This is a genomic window from Prosthecobacter sp., assembly GCF_029946185.1.
GTDB lineage: Bacteria > Verrucomicrobiota > Verrucomicrobiia > Verrucomicrobiales > Verrucomicrobiaceae > Prosthecobacter.
The window spans coordinates 1-26,045 of the sequence record NZ_JAQSEA010000076.1 but is presented as its reverse complement, the minus strand read 5'-3'; the positions used below and the strand labels follow the sequence as shown (position 1 = coordinate 26,045).

8 protein-coding genes and 1 pseudogene are annotated in these 26,045 nt (G+C 60.6%); 5 read left to right on the top strand and 4 right to left on the bottom strand.

Going from position 1 to position 26,045, the window contains the following annotated elements:
* Nucleotides 1-13: 13 nt before the first annotated feature.
* Nucleotides 14-17,014: an autotransporter-associated beta strand repeat-containing protein gene (locus tag PSV43_RS05815; protein WP_300194595.1), complete on the top strand. Its 17,001-nt coding sequence runs from the start codon at nt 14-16 to the stop codon at nt 17,012-17,014.
* Nucleotides 17,015-17,440: 426 nt separating this feature from the next.
* On the opposite strand, the gene hflC is transcribed toward PSV43_RS05815, so the two are convergent.
* Genes hflC through PSV43_RS05800 form a run of 3 tightly spaced genes read right to left on the bottom strand, consistent with a single transcriptional unit; the run spans nt 17,441 to nt 20,496 of the window.
* Nucleotides 17,441-18,493 (bottom strand): protease modulator HflC, encoded by a 1,053-nt coding sequence (hflC, locus tag PSV43_RS05810; RefSeq protein ID WP_300194594.1) that lies wholly within the window; start codon nt 18,491-18,493, stop codon nt 17,441-17,443.
* Entirely contained in the window at nt 18,490-19,491 is a 1,002-nt protein-coding gene (hflK, locus tag PSV43_RS05805) for an FtsH protease activity modulator HflK (RefSeq protein WP_300194593.1), read from the bottom strand. The genes hflC and hflK overlap by 4 nt, the downstream gene beginning before the upstream one ends.
* A 36-nt stretch (nt 19,492-19,527) precedes the next feature.
* Complete coding sequence (locus PSV43_RS05800; RefSeq protein WP_300194592.1) at nt 19,528-20,496, bottom strand: NAD-dependent epimerase/dehydratase family protein; 969 nt, start codon at nt 20,494-20,496, stop codon at nt 19,528-19,530.
* Nucleotides 20,497-20,553: 57 nt separating this feature from the next.
* Here PSV43_RS05800 and PSV43_RS05795 point away from each other — a divergent pair, with 57 nt between their 5' ends.
* Nucleotides 20,554-21,426: an NAD(P)-dependent oxidoreductase gene (locus PSV43_RS05795; protein ID WP_300194591.1), complete on the top strand. Its 873-nt coding sequence runs from the start codon at nt 20,554-20,556 to the stop codon at nt 21,424-21,426.
* 105 nt (nt 21,427-21,531) lie between these two features.
* Here the strand turns inward: PSV43_RS05795 and PSV43_RS05790 are convergent, their stop codons facing one another.
* The gene (locus tag PSV43_RS05790) at nt 21,532-22,287 is read right to left on the bottom strand and encodes an SDR family oxidoreductase (RefSeq protein ID WP_300194590.1); all 756 of its coding nucleotides are present in this window, start codon (nt 22,285-22,287) and stop codon (nt 21,532-21,534) included.
* Between the two features lie 215 nt (nt 22,288-22,502).
* Between PSV43_RS05790 and PSV43_RS05785 the strand changes: the two genes are divergently transcribed.
* The 3 genes and pseudogenes from PSV43_RS05785 to PSV43_RS05775 all read left to right on the top strand — a co-directional run.
* Complete coding sequence (locus tag PSV43_RS05785; RefSeq protein ID WP_300194589.1) at nt 22,503-22,865, top strand: GntR family transcriptional regulator; 363 nt, start codon at nt 22,503-22,505, stop codon at nt 22,863-22,865.
* On the top strand, nt 22,862-23,764 hold the full coding sequence (locus PSV43_RS05780) for an ABC transporter ATP-binding protein (protein ID WP_300194588.1): 903 nt from the start codon (nt 22,862-22,864) through the stop codon (nt 23,762-23,764). The genes PSV43_RS05785 and PSV43_RS05780 overlap by 4 nt, the downstream gene beginning before the upstream one ends.
* A gap of 3 nt (nt 23,765-23,767) precedes the next feature.
* Nucleotides 23,768-26,045 (top strand): annotated as a pseudogene (locus tag PSV43_RS05775) (hypothetical protein); the annotation flags it as partial.

Sequence of the window (26,045 nt, the reverse complement as noted above, 5' to 3'; positions counted from 1 at the left end):
GCCGAACACCGGTGTGGACACCGCCATTTTTTCCGCGCCTGCCGCCTTGCTGCCCACGCTCAATACCATCACGCTCAGCTCGGGCATCACCGCCGGTCAGCTTTCTTTTCTCCGCAGCGGCTTCCTTCTGACAGGGGGGGATCTCACGCTGGCGGGAACCGATCCCACCTTGAGTGCGGCTCTGGCTGAGACAGCGACGATCGACAGCCAGATTTTAGGGGTGGACGGTCTCACCATCCAAGGCGGCGGCACGATCCGTCTGACCAATGCCGCCAACGCTTACACCGGCACAACGACCATCAGCAACGGCACACTCTCCATCAACAGCAACGAGGCCTTGGGCGCGGATTCATCCACCATTGTTGTGACGGGGTCCACCACGCGTGGTTTTACCGGCGGGGCAATCCTGCTCGAGGGTGGGTACAGTTCCGGGGTGACGCTGACGCGTGATGTCTCGCTGCAGGGGCTAGGCCCTGTGCCCGCTTTTGGAGCAGCGCTGCTGAGCGTAGGGAACAACACCCTTGCTGGTGCGCTGACCAACGGCAGCGGGACGCTGTCCACCGGCATCAGTTCCGCTGGTGGCAGACTGACTTTGAACGATGTCACTCTGGCGGGCACCACAGGCACCATCTTCCTGACCGTGGGTGCCGGCAGCAGTGTGGCCAATCTCTCAGGTCTTGGCAGTTATGCCATTACCGGCGTCTTGTCCGGCACCGGCAGCATTCAAAAATCGGGCGGTGGCACCCTAATTGTCTCACCCTCGGATGCCACAGGTTACACCGGCACCTTCCGGCTTTATTCGGGCTCCATGCGATTCGAGTCCGTCGCGGCGTTTGGCAGCAATACGGGCACGGGCACTTTGTCCACGCTGGATCTGGCGGGCGACAGTACCATTCTTGAGTTGCGGATGGACAATCCCAACATTGGGAAAAACATTTACAACCGTGGTGGCGGCTCTCCCATCATCGTGGTGGATCACGCGATTGGCAGTTCGGTGCTCAATGGCAAGGCCAGCTTTGGGACGCTGACCTACGATGACGGCGAGTCGATTACCTTCAATGGACGCAATGGCTATGGGGTGTCGATTGGCGCTACGCCGGTGATCACCGGGGATGGCAACACCACCTTTGCGAACAACCTCAATGGCACGCTGACTTTCACGGGGGATTTTTGGAATAACATCAACAACACCGGAAACCGCACCTTCACCATCGGTGGCAATGGCAACACCGTGATCTTTGGCAGCATCATCGCCACAGCCGCCACCTTTGGTCACAGTGTGATCAAGAGCGGCACCGGCACCCTGACCGTCACCGGCTCCGCCTCCACCTACAGCGGCAACACCACGATATCGGCAGGCACGCTCTCCGTGGTGAACCTCGGCGGCATCAACAAGGACTCGGCCACCGGCAGCATTCTCCTGGGTTCCACGACGGCGGCTGCCGCATTTCAGTACACCGGCGCGGCCGACACGCTCGCCAAACCATTCAGTCTGGGTGGCACGACCGGGGGAGGTGCCATCCTTGCCGATGGCACGGGGGCGCTGACATTTACGGGTACGGTCGGTGCCGGTGGCGTGGGGATCAAGACGCTCTTTCTGGGCGGCGGCAACAAGGACAACAACACCTTTAGCGGCTTTCTGCTGGATAATACCAGCACCAATACCACCGGCTTGATGAAGATCGGCTCCGGCACCTGGGTGCTGCAAGAACCGACGGCAGTCACTACGGGGGTGTCGAAAACCGTCACCATCGCAGCGCCTGGCACCACCGCGATAACGGTGCTGACCTTGTCGAGCGGGACGACGGCGGGAATGGTGGTAGGACAGACGCTGGTGCTGCCGGGTTCGACGCAGCAGATCACCGGAATTATCGACAACACGCACTTCACCATTGGCACTGCGGTCACTACGACCACGGCTCCTGCTGGGACATACAGTGTGAACGTCATCCCCGCAGCCTCCACCGCAACAGCGGGCGGCACATGGTCGGGACCGCTGAGCATTGCGAATGGTGTGCTGAAACTGCAGGCGACGAATGCGGCCTCGAACATCGTCCCGGACGCCAATGCCGTCATCTTCAATTTGGACACCTACGCACTCAACCAGACGGCGGGTGGCACGCTGGAGTTTGTCGGTGTGGCCGGTCAAGCCACTACGGAGACACTCGGAACCCTGGTGCCGGGCACAGGCTTGGGAACCGTCAAGGTGATGGCGGGTGCGGATGGTACAGCGACGCTGACCTTTGCCGCGTTGGCGGAGTCTTCCACGACCACGCTGTCAACTGCCTTGTCGGCCACGGGATCGACGACCCTCACGGTGGCAAGCACTGCAGGACTGGCCCCTGGGATGAAGCTTCTGAATGGGAGTGTCGCAGCCTACATCGTCAGCATCTCCAGCACTACTGCGGTGGTCATGAGTGCCACACAGGTGTCGCTTGCCAGTGGCACGGTGTTGAACTTTGGCCCAGGCAATGCCACGGTGAATTACGTCACCGGCGCGAATAGCAGCGTGGTGTTCGCCAATGTCCCTGCGGTGGGGCTGCTCAACAGTTCCAGCTATTTCAATGGCACGGACTTCGCCTACGCACCGGATACGGTGAACGCCATCCTGCGCGCGCCAGTCTATGACACCGATGCAGGCTTTGTCACAGCCGGGGCGGCGCTTGCGGCTAACAGCCACAATCTGGTGATGGGGAACACGAGCACGGGGGCCGCCACGGTATTGTCCTTGAAGATCGACGGCACCGCCAGCCCGGTGGTCACCCAGACCGGGTTGCTGACCATTCGTACCGGAGCGGCAGGCACCACCGGCGGCATTCTCGTCACCGGCGGCCCGGCCACCATCGCCGGGACGGGTGTGACGACCGGGGGCGCGGGGGATCTCGTCATACGCGTGGACGGCGCTTCGGACACCCTGTTCTTGAACGCACCCGTGACGGCGACCACCACTGGCGGCCTGATCAAGACCGGTGCAGGTACGCTGGTCATCGGCGGGTTGAACGCCCAGACCGCGGCAGGCATCACCCAGTTGCAGGAAGGCACGATCCAGCTCGTTACCGGCGGACGACTGAGCGCCAACTCCGTCAACTTTTTCATGCGCCAGGACACTGTGTTAGACTTGAACGGCGTCAATGTTTCGCAATCAGCCACGAGCAGCTCGATCGGCAACTTCAGCGGTACGGGCACGGTGACCAATACCAGCGCGACTTCGGCCATTTTTGCCATTGCAGGAAGCGCGGGGGTGTTCAACGGGACCATAGACGAGGTGAACGGCCAGATCAGCGTGGTCAAGATGGGGACTACTTCCACCCAGATTTTCAATGGCCTGAGCAACTACACCGGCAGTACCACCATCGGGGTTGCTGGCAACGGGACTACGGGGACCCTGAGCGCCTTTTATCTGGCGGATATCGGCCATGACAGCAGCATCGGCCGCGGCGATGGTTCGAGCTTGGCAGCGAACCAAGGCAGCTTGATTTTTGGCGGCACCACCGGTGGTCTGGTTTACACTGGCAATACTTCCGTGAGCATTGACCGCCTCTTCACCCTGGCAGGCACGGGGGCCACGATCACCAACAACGCGGTCAACAATCAGACGCTGATTTTCAGCAACACCAATCCGTTCGCGTTTGCGGCAGCCAAACCGCAGTTGTTCCAGCTTAGCGGCACCTCGTCCGGTGATAACATCTTTAATCCGCAAATTAAGGACAGTGGCACCGGAGCCAACATCACCAGCTTTAACAAGCTAGGAACGGGCCTGTGGATTCTCGGGAACACGAACAATGCATATACGGGCACCACCACGATCACCGATGGCATGCTGATGGCCCAGGACGGCAGCACACTGCCCAATGCCAGCGGGCTGATTTTGGGCGGCACCACGACCTCCGGGATCTTGCAATCGAGCGGAAATTTCACGCGGGATCTTGCGCCTTCAGCCTCAGCAGGGGTCAATACGGTTTCATGGAACAGCGCCCTGACCACGGGCGGCGGTGGGTTCGCGGCCACGACTGACAAGCTGGTGGTCGCCATTGGCGGACTGGCCACGCCTACGGCTCTGACCTGGGGCAGCGGTGGCTTCATGGGAACCACGGGTACGGGCACCGGTCCCCTGGTGCTGAATTCCATCACCGCGCTCGGGGAGGTCGAGTTCCGCAACGCCATCGACCTCAACGGGGGAACGCGCACGATCCAGGTGAACGACAACACTACGACCTTCACCGACTTCGCCACCATCTCCGGCGGCATTTCCGGCACTGGCGGCATCAGCAAGACAGGCACAGGTTTACTGCAGTTGCTCGGTAACAACACCTACACCGGCACCACAGCGGTGACTGCTGGTCAGTTGGTGGTCACCTCCTTGGGCAACAGCGCTACGCCCGGCGGCGCCTCCAGCATCGGAGACTCCACCAATGCGAATACTACGGGCAGTGCCCTCACCCTTGGCAATGCCAGCACCACGGCTGGTATCCTCCAGTATATCGGTGCGGGTGAAACCAGTGACCGCATGATCCGCCTTAACACCACCACTGGCAGCACGCAGATCCTCGCCGATGGCTCCGGCGCTCTCATTTTGACCAATGTCGTCAACGACATGGCCGCAGGGGCCAAGATCCTCTACCTTCGCGGCGGCAACACTCAGGGCAACATGGTCACCAGCGTGCTGGCCAATAATGGCGGCAATCTCAGCGTCAATGTGGATCAGGGTGCCACCTGGATCCTCAGCGGCAACAACACCTATACTGGCACCACCAACGCCAGTGCGGGAGCGCTGGGCATCGGCAGCAACACCGCGCTCGGCACCAGCATCCTGAACATGCGCAATGGCACCGTGTTCGCCTATGGTGCTGACCGGACACTCGGCAATGACTTGACCGTGGCCAGCACCACCTCAGGAGGCACCTTCGCTTTCATGGGAGACTACACGCTCACCCTGAACGGCACCTGGAACTATACCAATACGACAGCCGGCCACACCATCACCAATGGCATCGCCAGCGGCGAGACTCTCACCATCAATGGGAACATGGTTCTGAATGCCCTGACTGCCGGCGTCAGCCTGGCCTTCAACGGCACGGGTGACACGACCATCAATGGCAACATCACCACTTCAACTGCCTTCGGTGTCAGCCTCAGCTACACAGGAGATGGAACATTGATCTTCAGCGGCGTCAATTCCACGATTGGCAACACCACCCTGAACAACGTCAACGGCACGGTGCTCGTGACGGGCGCGGGCAAACTGGGGTCCGGTGCCCTGACCGTCAACGCCGGCTCTTTTTCCATTGAAAGCATCAACCAGTCGGTGACCACCCTCACCATGGGCAATGTGGCTGGCACCACCGCCACCCTCAATGTCGCCTCTGGTCTGACTCTGTCTGCCACAGCCATTACCTTTGCCGGCACCACCACCCTGGCATCCACGATCACTGGCGACGGCACCCTGGACTTGGGCGCTGCTGGCATCACCGTCACCGTGGCGGACAACATCACCCAGGTGGCAGACATGATCTGGTCAATCGACAGCCTCACTGGCAGCAACGTCTTCACCAAGGCCGGGACCGGCACGCTGGACATCTCCGGCATCGCCCACAACAACTTCACCGGTAGTTATCAGATCAATGCGGGTGCCATCACGGGCTTGGATGCCCTGACTAACAATCTGGTTCTCAACGGCGGTGTTTATCAGACCTCCGGCCTCTTTGTCCGCTCGCTGGGCACGGGCAGCAATCAGGTGCAATGGCTGACCCTCGGGGGTGGTTTTGCCGCAGCCGGCGGCGACCTCACCGTCACCCTTGCGGGAGCACCTTCGACTCTCGTCTGGGGAAGTACCTCCAGCTTCGTGCCGAATGCCGCACCGCTCATCTTCGGCTCGACCTCAGCAGACAGCGTCACCACTTTCACCCACGACATTAATTTAAATGGTGCAGTGCGCACCGTCACAGCAGTGGATAACACCACCGTGACCACAGACGTGGCGGTGCTTTCCGGCGTGCTGAGCAACGGCGGCCTCACCAAGACCGGCAACGGCGTCCTAAATCTCAGCGGTGCCAACACCTTTGCGGGCGGCTTGACGGTCACCACAGGCACGCTGCAATTCACCACCATCGGCAACGAAGGCGGTGGAGCCAACAACCTGGGCCAGGGGACCCTCACCCTCAATGGCGGCATCCTGAGTTTTGTGGGAGACGGCGTCGGGGCCAGTCAGTCCACGGATCGCACCCTTTTCGGCCTCGCCACCCTCAGCAATCTGGCGGCAAACGGCACCAATGGCGCCACCATCACCTATGCCGGCAGCATTGATCTCACCGGCATGGTTGCCAGTGGCAGTCTGCTGCTCACTGGCACAGGCTCGGGTTTCATCACGGGCGGCATCGCCATGTCGGGTGGCTCGGCAGACATTCAGCCTCAAAGCGGCACCTGGACCTTTAGCGGCACGTCTTCCACGCTGACGGATGATTTCATCAACACGGGCGCTTCGGTCGTGGTGAATCTGAATTCGACGGGCGTGCTTACCTGGGGAGCAAGCCCATCAACCAGCCCTAACTTTTACCTGCGCGGCGGTGCCATGGCGAACTTGGGAGCTGACAATGCCATCACGTTCGCTTCCACCAGCACGCTGATCATGGGGGATGTCAGCGGCACGGCGGCGGTCAATACCCTGAACATGAACGGGTTCAACCTGACGGTGCCGAATCTGGCCTTGGGTGCTATCGCCGATGTTTATGCCGGTGTGATCACAGGCCCCGGCACGCTCACCGTGATCGGCACGGGCACGCTGAGCCGCGGCAGCATCTCCGCCAATCTCGCCGGGACCGCCACGCTGACCAAAACGGGCAGCGGCAGCGTGACTCTCAGCGGCGATAACAGCGGCCTCAATGGAACCGCAGCCACCACGATCAGCGCGGGGACCCTCATCCTGGATTATACCACGCAGAACAACGGCAAACTCAATGCCGGCGCGGCCCTCACCATGACTGGCGGCACGGTGCAACTGGAAGGGAATGCTTCTGCAGACACCACCCAGAATCTCAATGGCCTGATTCTCAGCGCGGGCAGCTCCACCATTGAACTGGATCAGGGCGGGACGCAAAGCCTCACGCTGAATGTGGGCGCCATCACCCGCAACGCCAACGGCGTTATCCATCTCTCGCTTTCGGCCAACTCCCATGTCCTGACCTCTGCCAGCAATGGGTTTGGGGATGTGCTGGCCGGCTGGGCCACGGTCAACAACCGCTTCGCGGGCGTCAGCGGCGGGGAGATCGTCGCGGTGGCAGCAGTGGCGAAGGATGACCTGACGACCTGGGCTGCGGGGGACAACCTGACCGACCTGAACGGCTACTTCAACACGGTGGGCACGCTGAGCGTCAACAGCCTGGTCTTCGAGTCGGCCAATGCCTCGACGGTGACCATTGGGGTGGGGAACAAGCTGACCATTGCGAGCGGGGGCATCCTGGTCGTGGAGGGTGCAGGCGCGGGGGGGATTACGGGTGGTGGGCTGCTGGCGGGCATCACAACGGGCAATCTGGTCATCACGCAGAACAACACCGCTGACGACTTCACCATCAGTTCCAGCATCACGGATTCAAGCATCACCAAGGCCGGGGCGGGCACCTTGGTATTGGGTGGCAACAATGATGCTTCTGACCGGACGCTCTACATTGGCGCGGGCACGGTCCGGGCTTTGGGCGGCCACGCCATCGGGGATCTCACGGTGGTGACGCTTTCGACCAGCTACGGCGTCGATACGATGCTGGATTTGAGCGACCAAACGGAAAGAATCGGCGGTCTGGCGGGCGGCGTGGTCAATGACACTCTCCGTGTGAGCTACGGCTTGGTGCAACTGGGAGCGACGGGCATGCTGATCAATGACATGCGCGCGGCGGCGACCCTTACTGCCAACCTCGCTGGCGGAGACGGCTCCACCTTCGTCAAGAACGGCTGGGGTCTCCTGACCACGAACAGCGGCGCCTCCTCGTTCACGGGCGCTCTCATCATTAACCAGGGTGGTATCCGGCTTGATGGCAACAGCACCGCCCAGGATGTCTTCTCCAAGGCGAAGACGATCACCCTCAATGGTGCTGGCACCATCAGCGGTTTTAATTCCTACCTGCTTTCCGATCAGGATCAGGCCGCGAGCAGCGACTTGATCGGCAACACCGCCTCCATCACGCTTTCCAACACCGCCGCGAACACCTTCAACGGCGTTGCACTTACCGCGATCGCCAACGGGCTGATCGTCGGCACCAACCAGAATGCCAGCCGCACGGAAACGGTGGGCCAGGTGACTTTGCAGAACGGGCAGAACAGCATCTTCGCCTACAGCTACCTCGCTGACACCAGCACGGCTTCCGTCGGAGTGCTCACCATGGCGAGCCTGGCGCGGCCGGGCCATGCCACCGTGCTGGTGGCCGGTACGCGCCTGGGTGGCGCAGCCGCTCTTCCGACCGGCCGCATCACCATCACCGGCGTGACCAGCGCCACCATCAACCTCATCGGTGGCACCGGCGGCGGCAGCACCACCGCCGACACGCCCAACTGGAGCATCGTTCCCTACATGATCGGTCAGACCGACGTGACCAACACCACTTCGGAAACCAGCTTCTACACAGCCACCGGCAACAGTTTCGTCACTTACGGGTCCAACGGACTCCGCCCTCTTGTTCTGAACACCGAATACGAGCAGCTCGTGGCCAGCGGCGGAGTGACCGTGGCCAACAACGTGCGTTATTCCTCGGCGTCGGATCTCACCCTCAACGGTGCCAATCTGAACATGAACTCCCTGCTGGTGGACAACAGCTCCTCCACGGCTTCCATGACCTTGAACGGCGCGGGAGCCTCACTGAACGTGGCCAGCGGCGCGTTCCTCTTCACCAGCAGCGGTGCCACCACTCCGCAGGGCATCACCCTCACCAACTTCAGCACCATCACCACGAGCACGGCCGAGTACATCGTCTTTGTCCCCAGTGTGGCCGCCAATACCGGCGTGACCCTTGACGCTCCAATGACAACGGTGGCTGCGGCGCTGGTCAAGAGCGGCAATGGCATCCTGAAACTGACCAGCAACGCCAGCACCTACGGTGGGGGCACTTGGATCAATCAGGGGCTGATTGAAATCTCCACCCTTGACGCGCTCGGCACGGGGGATGTGAACTTTGACGGCGGCGGCATCCGCTGGGCTGAAGGGGCGGCGTTCGACCCCTCGGACACTGCGCGGGCGCTGACCTTCCTGAGTGGCGGCGCGGTCTTTGACACCAATGGTAACAATGTCAGCGTTGCGCGTGCGATCGGCAATGGCGGCAGCGGCGGGCTGACCAAGCTGGGTGAGGGCACTCTCACCCTGACCAGCACGTCGGTGGTGGATTTTGGCGGCAGCATCACCGTGGCGGGCGGCACCACGGCCACCAGCGCTCTGGTTCTGGGCGTGGCAGACGCGCTGCCTTCCGGCACCAACATCGAGCTGGGTCTCAGCGGCATCGCCGGGGGCTATCTGGACATTGGCGGGTTCACCACCACCTTGGGCGACCTGCAGCTCAACAACACCGGCATCATCGCCGGTTCCGCAGATTTAAACTTCACCGGCAATGCCGAGGTTCATGGCAGCGCCGCCCGCACGCTGACGGTCAACAACACTGGGCTTACCACTTTTAACGGAGACTTCTTTGTCTTGGTTGATCGTGGTGGCACCGCGCGCGCCCTCACCATCAATGGCACGGGCAATGTGACCATCAACAGCAAGATCGTGGACGGCGTATTCGCCGGCAGCCTTAGCTATACCGGTTCCGGCACGCTGACCCTCACCGCCAGCAACACCTACACCGGCCTCACCACCCTGAACAACACCGCCGGCAGCCTAGTCTTTTCAGGTGCGAGCCAGCTTTCAGGCCTGGCCCTCACCGTCAATGCCGGCACCGTGCAGCTCAATCCTGCCTTTGATCAGACCGTCGGCAACCTCATCATGGGCGGCGGCGCAGCAGGCTCCACCTCGAACTTGCTCATTGGCGCAGGCAGAACGCTGACGCTGGGCGGCACCGTCACCTTCCTTAACACGAACAATCCCCTCGTCGCCACCATTGACGGCGGCGCAGGAGCCATCCTGGACTTCGGCGGGAGCGCCCGCACCTTCACCGTTGGCGACAGCACCAATGCCGAGCCCGACATGATCATCGGTGCCAACGTCACGCTGCAGAACGACGGCGGCGGCGGCCTCATCAAGCTGGGAACGGGCACCCTGCACATCGCCGGCACCAACAATCTTACCGGCCCCATTTCGATTCAGGCCGGCTCAGTCACGGGGAATCTTGGCACTGGCAATCTTCTGCTCAACAACGGTGTCTATGAAGGCAATGACACCTTCACCCGCTCTCTCGGCACCGGCAACGGCCAGGTGCAGTGGGTCGCCGGGGCCAGCGGTGGCTTCGCAGCCAGCGGTGGTGATTTGACCGTCACCCTCGCCGGTGCGCCTACCCCTCTGGTCTGGAACAGCACACCTTTCTTTGTTTCCGGCGCGGGCGCGCTGCTCTTCGGCTCCACCACGGCAGACAGCGTGGTCACCTTCACCCACGACCTCGATCTCAATAGCACAGCCTCAGCCGTGACACGGACCATTCAGGTCAATGACAACACCGACGTCACCACTGACAAGGCGGTGCTATCCGGTGTGCTGAGCAACAGTGGTGCCGGAGTGGCTACCCTGACCAAAGCGGGAGCCGGGATTCTGGAACTCACCGGGACCAACACTTTTTCGGCTTTCACGGTAGCGGCTGGCACCTTGCAGTTCAGCACCGTTACCAACAACGGCGGTGGCCCCAGCAATCTCGGCCAGGGCACCGATAGCATCACTCTGAGCGGCGGGATCTTGAGCTTCATTGGCGATGGTGTGGCCAACAGCCAGTCCACCAACCGCGCGATCACAGTTACCGCGTCATCCACCTTGAACGCAGCAGGCACGAACGGTGCCACCATCACCTACACCGGAGCCATTACTGCTGGAGCCCTGCAGGTACAGCTGACGGGGTCTGCCACATCGGCAGGCTTCATCACCGGCGGAATCATCCAGAACACCACTGCCCCGGATCTGCTGGTTTCGTCTGGCAACTGGACCCTCTCCGGAACTACGGTCGTGGTGGGAGACGACGTCAAAATCAATGGTATTGGCACCGTGCTCAACTTGGACTCGACCGGTGTTTTGAGCTACGTCACCGGTAGCAGCAATTTCGTTTACGTGGGCAATGGCGGCACCGTGAATCTCAATGCCAATGACGTGAGCAGCACCGCCTTGGGCTTGGAGGGCATTCTGGTCGGCTTCGAAACGGCCGGAGCCGTGACGACGCTCAACCTTAAAACGTTCGACATCACCACGACGCGTCTGGACGTGGGCCAGATCGCCAATGGATTTGAAGGGGAGATTATCGGCTCCGGGACCATGATTGTCACCGGTACCACGGCGGGTGCTGGTCTCAGCCTTTACCGGGGTGCCGTGGCGGCCAATCTGGCTGGCGGCGGAGCGTTCTTCAAGGGTGGTATGGGAGATGTGATTTTGAGCGGGGACAACAGCGGTCTCACCGGCACGATCCGGCTCGATGCGGGGAATTTGATTCTGGACTACACGATCAGCAACACGAACAAGATCAATGCAGCGACGGCGCTGGACATGCGCGGCGGCACACTCACGATCAATGGCAGCGCCAGTGCCGCGACGAGCCAGACCGTGGCCAGTTACACTCTGGGCAGTGGTGGGGCGAGCACGATAGCCATCAATGGCGGTGCAGGGCAGAATGCGGTGCTTAATCTCGGTGTCATCACCCGTGCCAACGGCTCTCAAGATGGCACCGTCCGCTTTGACCTGTCTTCCGGCCCCCAAAGCGCCACGCATGGCATCACCACGAGCACGACCAACGGCACTCACGGCCTGCTAGGTCTCAGCGGCTTTGCCACCGTGACCGACAGCACCGGCACGTGGTTTGCCACCAACGCCACCAATGTTGCCGGTGGAAACATTGTCGCGCTGGCATCCACGATCAGCAACGATGTCATGACCTGGCTGCCAGGAGACCAGATCACCGATGACACCACCGGCTTCACAGGCACGCTCAATCAGGCGAATATCAACAGCCTTCGTTTCAACGCGGCAGGCGGGTCTGCGGTGAACATCGCCTCGGGAGGGGTGCTCACCATTGCCAGCGGCGGCATCCTCGTCACCGACAATGTGACCTCCGGCACGCCCGGCATCTTCGGCGGCACGCTGATCTCCGGTGTGCTGGAGATCATCGTCACTCAGGACAGCCCTCAGACCTTCGAGATCTCTTCGAACATCCTCGGCGGCCACGCGGTCACGAAAACCGGCGTGGGCACCCTGCTGCTCAGCGGCAGCAATACGTACACCGGCGCGACGGAAATTCAAAATGGCACCCTGCAGATCAGCGGCGGCAACGCCATCGGCGACACCTCCCTTGTCACTCTCGCCGATGATCAATACAACATCCTTCAACTCCTGGCAGATGAAACCATCGGTCGTCTGGCCGGCGGGTCTGCCGCCGCAGGTCTGAATGACCTGGCAACCGTGGATGTTGGCAGCCACACGCTGACGTTCAATCAAAACGCCGCCAGCACCTATGCCGGACTTATCACAGGCTCGGGAGCCCTGGTGAAAAATGGCGCTCTATTTGACCTGACCCTCACCGGTATCAGCTCCGGATTTACAGGAGCGCTGCAAATCAACGGCGGCGGGGTCATTCTCTCCGGAGTCGCTGCGCTCGCTGCCACCAGCATTGAGATCAATAAAGGCGGCTATTTGCGCTTTGTGGACAGCAGCACCACCCGCTCCGGCACCCGCATCCCCGACGCCACGCCCATCACCCTGAACTCGGCCGATGGCGGCATCGCCGGAAACCTCCTCCCACGTGGCTTGTACATCAACACTGACCAGGGCTCGACCCTGGATGAAACCGTGGGGGTCATCACCCTGGGATCGGGAGCCAGCTACGCAACACTCGAATCAACGGTGGCCAGCGGTAGCTCGGACATCATCATGGCCAACCTGCTGCGGACCAATGATGCAACACTCGATGTTCGCGGCACCAACCTCGGCACCACGAATACGCAAGGCAACCAGTTCCGCATCGGCAACACCGCCAATCAGACCGCCTTTATCGCCACTCTCGTCGGCGGTGGTGGCGCGGTCAGCACTAAGAACATCAACATCGTGACTTGGGCCATCGGTGAGACTCTCAGCGGCGCTTTGGCCGCCACCAACATGGGCAATTCTCTCGTCACCTACGTCAGCGGTGCCGGGTTGCGTCCCCTCGATTTCACCACCGAATACAACACCTACTCGGCAGCGGGCGTGACAGACAACGTCCGCGAGTCGCTCTCGGCAGATCTCACCGGGCTTGCTGGAAAAACGCTTAACGCGCTCGTCATCGACAACAAAGCGACTCTGAACGACATCAGCTTCACGGGAAGCGGTGCCGGGCAGACACTTACCAATACCAGTGGTGCCTTCCTCTTCACGCTCAATACGGCGGCGACGGCAAGCACTGCTTATAGCATCACGCTGGGAGGTTTTGACGGCGGGATCGCGGTCGGCGGCAGCAACGAGTATGTCTTCTTTGTGGTCAATCCCTCTTCAGTGGCGACGACGGCCACCCTGACGGCGACGGTGACATCTCCGCTGATTTCGACGGCGGACATTACGAAATCGGGTCGCGGCACCCTGATTCTCAGCGGCACCAACACTGCGGGCGGTGACAGCAGGACAACCACGATCAACGAAGGCACGCTGGAAATTACCGATCTTGACAACATCGGTGGCAATACCGGCGGTCTGGTCTTTTCGGGCGGCACCCTGCGCCTGTCCTCCGCCTATTCTAGCGACGACCTTTCCACCCGCAGCATCACTTTCTTCAATGGCGGCGGTACGCTGGACACCAACGGTAACGACCTCACTCTGGCTGGCAGTCTTGGCACGGGCGTCGGCGGATTCACCAAGACCGGCCTCGGTACGCTGACCCTGACTGCGGCGGCAACCTATACCGGGCCGACCACCATCCAGGCTGGCACGCTGAGCATCGCCTCCATCAACAATGTGGGCGCGGGACCGAGCCCTCTGGGCGCACCTGCGACAGTGGCAGACGGCACCATCAACATCGGCTTCACCACCGGTACTACCGCCACTCTGAACTACACCGGTGCCGGCAGCACGAGTGACCGCCTGATCGGCCTGTCAGGCACCACCGGCGGAGCCACGTTGGATGCGGATGGCACGGGAGCACTGGTGCTCGGCGGAGCTCTGGGCACCACTGCCGGGGCTAAGACACTGACTTTGCAGGGCAGTTCGGCAGTCGGGGTGAACAATGGCCTGGGTCCGGTGGACAATGGTCTCGGCACCCTGTCCGTGCTCAAGACGGAAGCGAACACCTGGGAGTTCAACGCCGCCAACTCCTACTCCGGGGCCACCAGCATCAACGACGGCATCCTGCGCTTCACCGCAGACCAGAACCTCTCGGGTGCCTTGAACTTCGGCAGCGCCAACACCATCACCACCGCAGGCACTCTGGATCTCTCCAACGCCAGCGCCACCTTTGCGGGAAACCTGCTCGTGCAGACCAACACAGCGGCAGAAACCAATCAGATCCTCATCGGTGCCGGGGAGACCCTCACGGTTGGCGGCACGGTGACCTTGGGCAGCAGTGCGACAAATTCCACGACCCTGTTCTCCGCCGTGGGAGAAGGTGCCCTCAATGTCATCAACACCACTGGCACGGGTGTCACCTTCCTTGTGGGCAACTCGAACACGAACAACGCCACTGCGGACTTCAGTGCCCTGGCCACCATGAATGTCTCCCTCAACACCACCAGCGGAATTCTCCAGGTCGGCAGCACCTCTGGAACCAACAGCACCGGATTTGGCACATTGATCCTGGCGCAGGACACGACCATCACCGCCAGCGCGCTGACCGTAGGCGGCGGCGGCTCCTACAATAGCAACGCCGGGCAGATCAATTCGCTCAAACTTGGCACCTCGACCAACGTCTTCAACGTTGACGCGGTCAACATCGGCACGGGCGCACGCGATTTGGGCTCCATCACATTCCAGGACTCCAATGGAACGCTCACCATTCGCGCTGCTGACGGCGTGTCCGCTGCCGCCTTCAACATGGCTTCCATAAACGGTGCCACTGGCGCGCTGCTGCCTGCGGGTAATCGCAACACCTTTGATGTCACCGGCCATACGGCGGATCTGCTGTTCGGCACAGTGACCATCGGCACTCAGGTCACGAGAACCGGCCCGATGGAAAACCTCTTTGCCTTCGACACAGGAACCCTGACCACTGGCAATCTTATCATGGGTTCAAAGACCGCCGCGGGCAACAGCACGAACGTCATCAACCTCGGTGGTGGCATCGTCACCATCGGGTCCGGTACGGACACGGCCGTCACTCTGGGCAGCAACACCAGCACTGGAGCGGTGAGTGCCGTCATCAACGTGACTGGCGGCACCGTAACCATCGGGTCTGGCACGGGCCAATCGCTCATTATGGGCAGCAGCAACACTGGCACGGGTTCGACCACCACCGCCCTCAATGTTTCAGGGGGGAATGTCACGCTTGCCACCACGGGTGCCACAGCCGTGACTCTGGCCAATGCCAGCGCTGGCACCGCTAACGCCACCATGAGCGTCACTGGCGGCACGCTCACGGTGCAGGGCGACATCGTTCGAGGCACGGGCGCAGGCACGCGCAATGCCGCCGTCATGCTGAATGGCGGCACACTCGACATGACCCGCAAATCCATCGGTGCTTCGGCCAATGCCATCACCTTCAATGCCCAGTCAGGCACACTCAAAAACCTCGCTGAACTCAATGGCGGTGGTGCCCTCAACAAGACCACCTCCGGCACGCTCTACATGGATGGCGTGAACTCCTACACCGGCACCACCACGGTCACGGCTGGCACTCTCCAGTTCCTTTTGGAGACAGCGTTCTACAATAACACCCCCGCAAGCTGGACGGCCACCAACCTCGTTGTCAACAGCGGTGCCACCGCCGCCTTCAATGTCGGCGGCACCGGTGAGTTCACTGCCTCGGATGTGGACCTCCTCAAGTCTCTCGGCACCCCCACCGGCGGCTTCAAAGATGGTTCCACGCTGGGTCTCGATACCACCAACACCACCGGCGGCAGCTTCACCTATGGCGGTGTCATCGCCGATACCAACAGCGGCGCAAACCGCGTGGGCCTGGAAAAACTCGGCACCCACACCCTCGCACTCACCCAGACCAGCACCTACACCGGCGCCACCACCGTGACTGCAGGCACCTTGCAGGTGGGAGATGGCACCAGCGGCGCTCTCGCCGGCTCCGGCATCGTCACGGTCAGCGCGACAGCCACACTCTCCGGCTCCGGCAGCATCGCCGGCGCCACCGTCATCAGCAGCGGCGCCGTCCTCGCCCCCGGCGTCGGGGTCACAGACACCAGCAATCAAACCCTGACCTTCACCGCAGCTGGTACGGCGCTGGACGTCCAAGATGGCGGCCAGATTCAGCTCAGCCTAACCTCCAGTTCGCAGGTCGATGCGGCCTTCGACTTCTCAGGCGACGCGCTCACCTATTTGAATAACGACAAGAATACTTCGGGCACGGCCTACGCCACCACTTGGGACCAGTCGGGAGATTACGACAGCATCCAATTGACCAACGGCACCTTCAATCTCGGCACCACCGCAGGCGGCACGATCAAAGTGATCAACCACAGCGCCACGCTCAACGCTGGCAACATCTTCAAGCTCCTCGACTGGAGCACGGTGGGCATGATGGACTCGCTCGCAGGCACAGGCAGCTTTACCACGGCGAATTTGGACCTCTCAGGCGTGTCGCTCGATCCCGGCCTCTCATGGGACACTAGCGCCTTCACCACCTACGGCGTCATCGTCGTCGTTCCTGAGCCCGCCCGCAGCCTCCTTCTCATGCTGGGCCTCTGCAGCTTCCTGCTTCGCCGCCGCCGCACAGTAATCTGATCCCATGGGTGGATTTATGGCATATCGCCCGCCCTATAGCGGTTCGCAAAACTCATTTCCATTGATCAGGCTGTTTCTTGATCGCAGATCATGGGCTTCCTTCTTCGCTCTCCTGCGTCGAGCTACGAAGGACAGGTCGACGGCGACTGGCTGAGGACAGCCAGCCCTACCAGCGCTGGGCAGACGCGTGGCCATGCGCCGCTATCCGGAAATCCGTTTTGGGAAACGCTATATCGCCCGACCCATATCGACTGCGGTCGCGCAGCGAGCGTAGCTACCGCTTGCGCGGTCGGTCATACGCCCACAAAAGCCACTCGAAAGCCACCCAAAGCCGTTCCGTAGTCCCGGCTTTTCTGTCCTTCGCAGCCTTGGAAAGAAGGAGGCCGGTTCGGGTTCAGCAAATGCGAAACATGAAGCCTTGCCAGCTCACCGGCCCACTTCCATCAGCGTCGGCAGCTTGTGCAGCGGCGTGAATTCTCCGCTCACTCCCGTCGCCGGTTTCGTCGCCTGCGGATTGCTTGACTTCAAATACCGAAACAGCTCGCTCTCCGTGGTGAAGATCATCGTCGTGTCAGAGGTAATCAGCATCTTGTACGTCTCCATGGTCTTGAGGAAATCAAAGAGCTGTGCGGCTTCTGGCGTCTGGTTATACGCCTTCGCATAAATTTCCGTCGCCTTCGCATCCGCCGTCCCTTCCATTTCCTGCACCTTGCGGTACGCTTCAGACTCAATCGTCGCCAGATCACGCTCACGCTCGCCATTGATCTTCGCCGCCTCACCTTCGCCTTCAGCACGGTGCAGCTTCGCGATCTGCTCACGTTCCGAAATCATCCGCTGGTGGATCGACAGGCTCACGGTCGAATCGTAATCGATGCGTTTGAAGCGCACATCCAGCAGCCGGATGCCGTACCCCTCAATCTTCGGGATGGCATTCTTGAGAATCTCCGCCTCGAGCTCGACGCGACCGTACGTGATGGGCGGCAGCACCCCCAGGCGTGTGTCCGCCGTCGAAGGCGGGCTGCCCGTCGTGGTCATATTGCTCTCATCACGCACCGCTTTCCTGTCCTTGGTGGTGCGCACCGCCTCAATGAATTCATGCTTCGCGATGACGATGCGTGTCTCGCTCGCCAGGATGTCATCCAGCCGAGACAGCGCGCGGCGCTCATCCGTGAGCTGACGAAAGAACACCAGCGGGTCGCTGATTTCCCAGCGCCCAAACGCATCCACCACCACGATGACCTTGTCCTTTGTCGTCATGTTGGCCGAAGGGCCGTCCCATTCCAGCACCCGTTTGTCCAAGCGGTTGATGGTCTGCACAAAAGGCGTCTTCCAGTGCAGACCCGCGTTACGGATCGACTCCCCCACCGGCTTGCCGAACTGGGTGATCACGACCTGCTCCGTCTCGCTGACGGTGTACAAACCGGAGCTCGCCACGAAGGCCAGCGCGAGGACAACTATCAAAAGAAGGGAGGATTTCATCGTGTGGCAGGTGCAGGTGTGGTTTGTGGGGTCGCCTGACGGAGATTCATCAGCGGTAGGAACGAGGAGGCCTTGTCATCCAGGATGATCTTGCCGGGCACTTGGGACAGCACCTCGCTCATCGTTTCCAAATACAGGCGCTTCTTGGTCACGTCCGGTGCCTTGAGGTATTCGGCCAGCACAGACTTGAACCGGGCCGCATCACCTTCGGCTTCATTGATGCGTTTTGCCGCGTAGCCTTCGGCACCTTTGATCTTTTGTTCCGCTTCGCCACGTGCTTTGGGAATGATCTGGTTGTAATTCCCGCTGGCCGCATTGATCGAGGATTCCTTTTCCTGCTTGGCGCGGTTCACGTCGTTGAAGCTCGACTTCACATCGTCAGGGGGATTGATGTTGCCCAGCTGGATCTGATCAATCCGAACGCCCATGTTCAGCGCCGCCACCAGCTCGCGCAGGCGTTCTGCACACCTAGTCTCCATTTCCTGTCGGCCAATGGTGAGGACTTCGTCCACGGTGCGATCACCCACCACTTCACGCATCACCGCCTGGGAGAGGTCGCGCAGCGTGGGCACCGGCTCGCGAAAGTTGAACACATACGCCACGGGATCGCTGATGTGGTATTGCACCACCCATTCCACCATCGCCGTGTTCAGATCGCCGGTGACCATCGTTTTTTCTTCCTCCTGATTATTAGAATCAGCATACTGGTACGGATTGGTCGCACCCCGCGTGCCAAAGCCAAACTCCAGCTTCTGCTGACGCAAAATCTCCACTTCCGTGACTTGATCAATGCCCCAGGGCAGCTTGATATGAAGACCGGGGGTCTCCGTCTTTAAGTATCCGCCAAAACGCTGCACCACCGCCACCGACTCCGCTGGCACCTGATAGATCCCGGAATAGACGCCAACCAGCAAAAACAGCGCCCCGAGGCCCATGAGAGCGAAGCGTGGGTTGAGGTGTATTTCGGGCGCATTCGCAAAGGGTCGTATCTCACTCATGCTTCGAGGCTACCGCAATACAGAGTGGCGGCAAGCTTACTTCATTCCAAAGTCCGCCAGATATTGTTCGACGATCACCTTCAGCTCTGGAGGACGCGGCAGACCAATCGCCTCCGCGCGTGCGCCATCCACCTGCTGCGGCCAGTTATCGACGATGCCTTGAATCCGCGCATCAAAGGCATCCACAATCGGTCCTAGGGTGATTTCACGCTCCGCCGCCACTTCCATAATAACTTTCTCAGCAATTTGAGGTGTCACCCGATGTGCAGGCAGCACATACGCACGATCCTTGCCCAGTTTCTCCTCCGGCACTTCACTCAGCACAATGAACGACTCAATCACCGTCCGATACCCCGTCATCGGATGCGGTTGCTCACGCCGGATCGGCAGCATGCATGCCTCACCATTCAGCGGCTCACGAAACATTCCGCTCGCCCAGCTTGATGCCGCAGCGTTGGGCTTGCCCGGACGCACGATCACTGTCGGCAGTCGCACACTGCGTCCATCAAAGTGACCTTTGCGCGTGTGGTCATTCACCATCATCTCGCACATCGCCTTCGTCATGCCGTACGTCGTTTGCGGCAGTTGCTTCGTCAGGTCGGACATCATCTGCGACATGTCCATGCCGCCATAAACGGCCACGCTGCTCGCAAACACCACCCGAGGCTTACCTTCCGCCGCACGCGCCGCTTCAAACACATTGCGCCCGCCATCCAAATTCACCCGCATCGCATCGTCAAAGCGCTCCTCGCACTCGCCGCTCACCATCGAGGCTAGGTGGAAGATCACGTCGAATTTCGATCCGGTCGCCGCGAAGACGGTCGCCCGGTCGCCAATGTCTCCTTGCACCTGCGTCACACGCGCATCCGTCGGCTCCCCACGAAAAAAAGCGTCCAGCAGCACCATCTCTGTGATCGGCTTGCCGCACCATGTGCCGCGTTCCAGAAGTTTCTGTGCAAGCTGCGAGCCAAGAAAGCCGCCGCCGCCGGTGATGATGATTTTCATGTGTGGGTTGGGAAGGAGTTTGCCATCAGGCACCGCCTGATGTGAGTTCGTCCCGACATGAGCAAGCCACTCGCAGGACACAAGATCGGATTCGTCGGACTCGGCAACATGGGCCGAGCCAATGCGCGCCACCTCCATGAAGCCGGAGCCGACGTCGTCGTCTGGAATCGCAGCCCCGCTCCCGCAGAAGCCGCCGTCGCCCTCGGCATGCGCCGTGCTGCCACCCTGCCAGATCTCGCCCGCGAAATCGGCCCCGGCATCATCTGCATCAATCTCACCATGACCGACGTGGTCGAGCAGGTCGTCTTCGGTGCCGATGGCTTAATCGAAGGCCTGCACCCCGACGCACTCATCATTGACTTCGGCACCACCGGCGTCCCCGAAACCAAACAATGGGCCGCACGGGTGAGTTGGATCGATGCCCCCGTCTCCGGCGGTCAGGTCGGCGCGGAGGCCGCCACCCTCACCATCATGGCCGGCGGAAATGAAGAAAACTTCCAGCGCGCCCTGCCCCTCTTCCAGGCCGTGGGCAAAAACATTACCCACCTTGGCGCCGCCGGCAGCGGTCAAGTCACCAAGCTCGCCAATCAGCTCATCGTGGCACAAACCATCGACGCCGTCGCCCAGGCCCTGCGCATGGCCGAACTCTCCGGCGTCGATCCCGCCCTGGTAAGAAAAGCCCTCCTCGGCGGCTTCGCCGAAAGCCGCATCCTCGATCTCCATGGCGACCGCATGGTCCGCCGGGACTTCGCCCCTGGAGGCCGCGCCACCCTCCAGCTCAAAGACGTCCGCCTCATGTCCCAGCTCGCCGACTCCGTCGGCCTCGACTCTCCGACGCTAAAAAACTCCCTCGCCCAGTGGGAAAAATTCGTCCACGAAAAGGGATTCGGTGATCTCGATCACAGCGGGCTGTTCAGGCTCTACGAGTAAAACACCGTTTAGCCGTCAAGGAATGGTCAAGACGTCGTCAACTCTCGTGCCCTCCACCTGCTTGACCACCTTGACTTCTTGACCGGTTCTTGACGGTTTCCCCCCTCAAGCATGCATCACCTGCCCCCCATCAATATTGATGGTCTGCCCGGTGATATTTTTCGCATGATCCGACGCTAAAAAAGTCGCCATCGCCGCATACTCCTCCGGCATCTGCCAGCGGCCGAGATGGGATACCTTCTTGATCTTCTCCGCAGCCCAGTCATCAAAGCTCTGCCACTCTGACTCTGGCCGCTTCTTCTGCCCCGCGGCCCAGATGGAGTGATTCAGTTCCGTCTTCACCATGCCCGGTGCCAGCGCATTCACGCGGACATTGTGCGGCCCCAGATCCTTCGCTGCGCACTGCGTAAAATTAATCAGCGCCGCCTTTGACGCACTATACGGCGGATCCGTCTGCGATCCCATCTGTCCCGCGACGGAAACGAGAAACAGCATCGACCCACCGCCGCTTTTGATGAGCTTCGGAGCAAACGCATGCGCCACATTCACCGCGCCAATGAGGTTCACCTCCAGCACCCGCGCCCAGTCAGAAGGATCCAGATTCCAAAAAGGAAAACCAAATTTCCCGGAGCCGATGCCCACACAAAACACCACATGATTCACGCTCTCAAACTCTGCAGCGAAATCCTGTAACGCCATATAGCTGGCCACATCCCCCGCAGTGATGAAATCGGCCGCCTTATCGCGATCAAACCCGCGCACGCTGCAACCCTCTGCAACAAACCCGTCCGCAATAGCCCGCCCAATTCCGCGCGCGGCTCCAATGACAGCGACCGAATGGTTTTTGAGATTCAAATTCATGCCCTATTATGAGCACGCCGCCCGCTTATGCAAAGACCTCATGGAACTCAAAACCCGAGCATGAACGGACTTCAACTCAGGGAAGTGCTAGGATAGGCTTTGGCCTGCATGGCAGCTGGCTTTGACGGGGTGACCTTCCATGACCAAAAACAAGGGCAGGCAAATTCTTCTTGTCAGTGTAACAGTTGTACTGTTACAGTAAGAACACCACAGGTATGCTGCCTTTTTCGATCCAGCTTCAGGATGGGAGTCCGGTCTCTGACCAGATTCTTGGGGCTGTACGGAAGGCGCTCTTAACGGGGCAGATGAGGGCTGGGGATGCGTTTCCGAGTGTGCGGACGCTGAGCCAGGAGCTGCGGATCAGCCCGACGACGGCGCACAAGGTGGTGCTGCTGCTGAAGGATGCGGGATGGCTCAATTCACGGCCTGGCATCGGGATGGTCGTGACGGTGCCGGATCAGCCGGACCTCGCGGAACGACTGGCTCAAATTACGCCGGAATGCCGGGCGCTGCTCAAGGAGGCGGCTGAACTCAATCTCACACTCAACCAAATCATTCAGCATCTTAAAAGCCTATGATCACGATCACCGATCTTCATAAACGTTTTCGCAAGACGGAAGCAGTTGCGGGTTTGAGCCTGGAGGTGCCAGCGGGGCAGGTGACGGCGTTTCTAGGTCCCAATGGTGCGGGCAAGAGTACGACGATCAAGTGCCTCCTCAATTTGCATCGGCCTGACCGAGGTACGATTGAGGTGCTGGGTGGGGATTCGCGGAAGCTGGGGCCAGCACAGTTCACGCAAATTGGCTATGTTTCTGAAAACATGGAGCTGCCGCTGTGGATGACGGTGAAGCAGTTCTTCAACTATTGCCGGCCGTTGTATCCGAACTGGGATGTGGGCTTTGAGAAGAAGCTGCTGACGCAGTTTGATCTGCCCTTCGAAACGAAGCTGAAGGATCTTTCGCGTGGGATGCGGATGAAGGCGGCGCTGCTGAGCAGTCTGGCGTATCGGCCGAAGCTGGTGGTGCTGGATGAACCTTTCAGCGGGCTGGACCCGCTGGTGAGGGATGAGTTTATCCGTGGGCTGCTGGAGCTGACGGAGCAGGAGGGGTGGACGGTGTTTGTGTCGTCGCATGACATTGAGGAGGTGCAGCGGCTGGCGGATCGAGTAGCGATCATCAATCGCGGGAAGCTGGCGCTGGATGAAACGAGCGACAGCTTGCAGGCGCGGTTTCGTGCGGTGGAGGTGGTGCTACCAGATGATGGTAGAGTACCGGTGAATCTGCCGGGTGACTGGCTGCATGCGGAGCAGGCGGGTAGGACGCTGCGATTTACGGCGAGCCGGTTTGGGAACGAGGAGTCTTTTGCTGCGGCGCTGCGTGAGACGATGCCGGGGGCGGCGCATCACGAGGTGCGACCGATGAGCCTGCGGGAGATCTTTGTCGCGCTGGCGCGTGCTTACCGACTGGAGGGGAAATGAGTTATGAACCTGACACTTCATCACTTTCGCAAAGAGTTCCGCTGGCTGTGGCCGCGCTGGTTTGCATTTCTGGTGCTGCTGGCGCTGGACCTCGGGGTGAATTTGGAATGGCTGCTGCCGCTGAGGGCGGGGGTGGGTGTGCCGGGGTGGCTGAGCTATCTGCCCACGGTGCTGATGCTGGCGGGAATGGCGCTGATGGGATCGTGCCCGGAGGACAAGCCGGGGAGTGATCGCAGTTTCATCAGCACGCGGCCTTTGCCGATGCGTTCGTATTGGCATGCGCGGATTGCGCTCTGGCTGCTGCTGCTCGTGGTGCCGGTGGTTTTGCAAAATGCGCTTTACCTGCTGCTTTCGCATCGGCCGGTGCCGGAAATCATGGCGGGGACTTGGGGGAAGGCGGTGGAGACAGTCAGGGGCACGGTGTGGGTGCTGCCGATGACGGCGCTGTGGCGGCGTGGGGAGTTTTGGGCGGCGCTGGGGTGTCTCGCCGCAGGGTATTTCATCGCGGACCGGGTGGTGGATTTTGCCGGGCTGAAGTGGATGAACGCCTCGCTGAGCTACCAACAGAAGCCTGCGGGCCTGACAGCGGCCATGCTGGTGTTTGCCGTGGGCCTGCTATGGATGGCATGGCGGCATCAGGTAGGCGGCGTGAGAACTTTCCGGTGGCGCCTGCTGGTGATGCTGGGCATGGCCACGGTGTGTCTGATGCTGGCCCGGCTGTGGCCGTGGAATGATGAGGATTCACCCCAAAATCAGGCGCGGGCCAACGAACTGGCACCCCAACTGAAGGTGGACATGGATCTGAGGGCGCTTGAATTCTCGGGCTTTGCGGCAGAGTGGCAGAGACAGTTCAATCTGCCGATACGGACGAAGACTCCTGATCCCCAAGTGTCGGTCATGCTGCGGTCGCAGTCGACCTTGATTGTTCAGGACGACAAATCCAGCCAGATGATACCGCCTTTGAGCAGGCGCAGCCGGAACGCCAGCTTTCAGATGCCCTATCAAACGCTTATGGCGACGGACACAGTGCTGCGTGATTTCTTTCCGGCCGGCACTCTTTTCACCACGAGCAGTGATCGCACTTCCTGGGGAATGTACACCAATCAGATCCATTACATCTGCGAGTTTAAGGAGCCGCTGCCAGATCCTAAAAAGCCACTGAGACTCACGACCGACTTTGAGATCGACTGGTATCAGCGTGAAATCGCACTCGATCTGCCACTGCAAGCTGGCGCCAATGGCGAGTCTGACGGTACAGCCGTGCGGATCATGCAGGTGAATGAAAATGAAAATGAGAAAGGCGTGCCCAGTCTCGGAGGCTTGAGCGTGCATCTGCATGTCAGCATGAGGCATCCTCAAACAGGACCGTGGGATGACACCACGCTGCTGCTTTATTGTCCGCAGCGGCAGCTTGTCTGGGTGGAGCCAGCATTTCAACAGCAGCAGGCAGCCCGCGCTGGAGGAACAGGCTGGAGCCGTCTGGCCAAACACCTCAGCTGGCGCAACGTGCTGAACTATGCAGATGGGGAGGATGCCAGAGTGGATGTGTCTCAGCTCAGGATCATGCTGCTGCGCAGTCGTTATCTGGGCACCACCGGATGGACCTGGAAATCACCGGACATCGTGCTGGCGGATCATCCGCCCAGAAGAGACCCGCGCCAGCTGTATCGTCAGGAGATCTATGTGGGGCGAGAGGTGAAAGCCTTTCAAGAACGTCTGGCTACTTTAAAGGCGCCGGTGACTGGCAGTACTGAAGCCGAGGCGCGGCGCTACCTTTATGATCTGATTGCCATCACCAAAGCCACGGAGGTGGCGTATAAGAAGGCTGCGCTCAAAGAAGTGGGGGATGCCTTCCGGCCGCTGCTGCAGAATCATCTTCCGCTGATGCTGGAGCTGCCTTCTGAACTGTGGCCCGGCTGGAGCAACTACCCGCCGAGGAGCCTGCTGGACGAATACCTGACCGAAGAACAACGGGAAAGCATCATTGACCGCGTGATGACGAACACGATGCTTACGGACACGATCATTCGCAAAGGCTGGAGTGAGGCGGCACGCCGACTGCAACCGCGCCTGCTGGCAGCGCCAAGGCTGCCATACGGCATTGACGACCTGCTTTTGAAATGGGGGGATGAAGCCTCGCTTGAAAGGCTGATGCAGGAGCTGAAGTGCCAGGACTACGGCTTCAGCCACCACTATGAGCCGCTCGACAAATTCCCCTCTCTGCGTCCACGGCTGGAGGCGTTCGCGCAGGAGGCAGTTCTTGAGGAGGTGCCAGCCCTGA

Coding starts and splice junctions, on each gene's coding strand:
- hflC (WP_300194594.1), bottom strand. CDS start 18,493: ATGAAATCCTCCCTTCTTTTGATAGTTGTCCTCGCGCTGGCCTTCGTG.
- hflK (WP_300194593.1), bottom strand. CDS start 19,491: ATGAGTGAGATACGACCCTTTGCGAATGCGCCCGAAATACACCTCAAC.
- PSV43_RS05800 (WP_300194592.1), bottom strand. CDS start 20,496: ATGAAAATCATCATCACCGGCGGCGGCGGCTTTCTTGGCTCGCAGCTT.
- PSV43_RS05795 (WP_300194591.1), top strand. CDS start 20,554: ATGAGCAAGCCACTCGCAGGACACAAGATCGGATTCGTCGGACTCGGC.
- PSV43_RS05790 (WP_300194590.1), bottom strand. CDS start 22,287: ATGAATTTGAATCTCAAAAACCATTCGGTCGCTGTCATTGGAGCCGCG.
- PSV43_RS05785 (WP_300194589.1), top strand. CDS start 22,503: ATGCTGCCTTTTTCGATCCAGCTTCAGGATGGGAGTCCGGTCTCTGAC.
- PSV43_RS05780 (WP_300194588.1), top strand. CDS start 22,862: ATGATCACGATCACCGATCTTCATAAACGTTTTCGCAAGACGGAAGCA.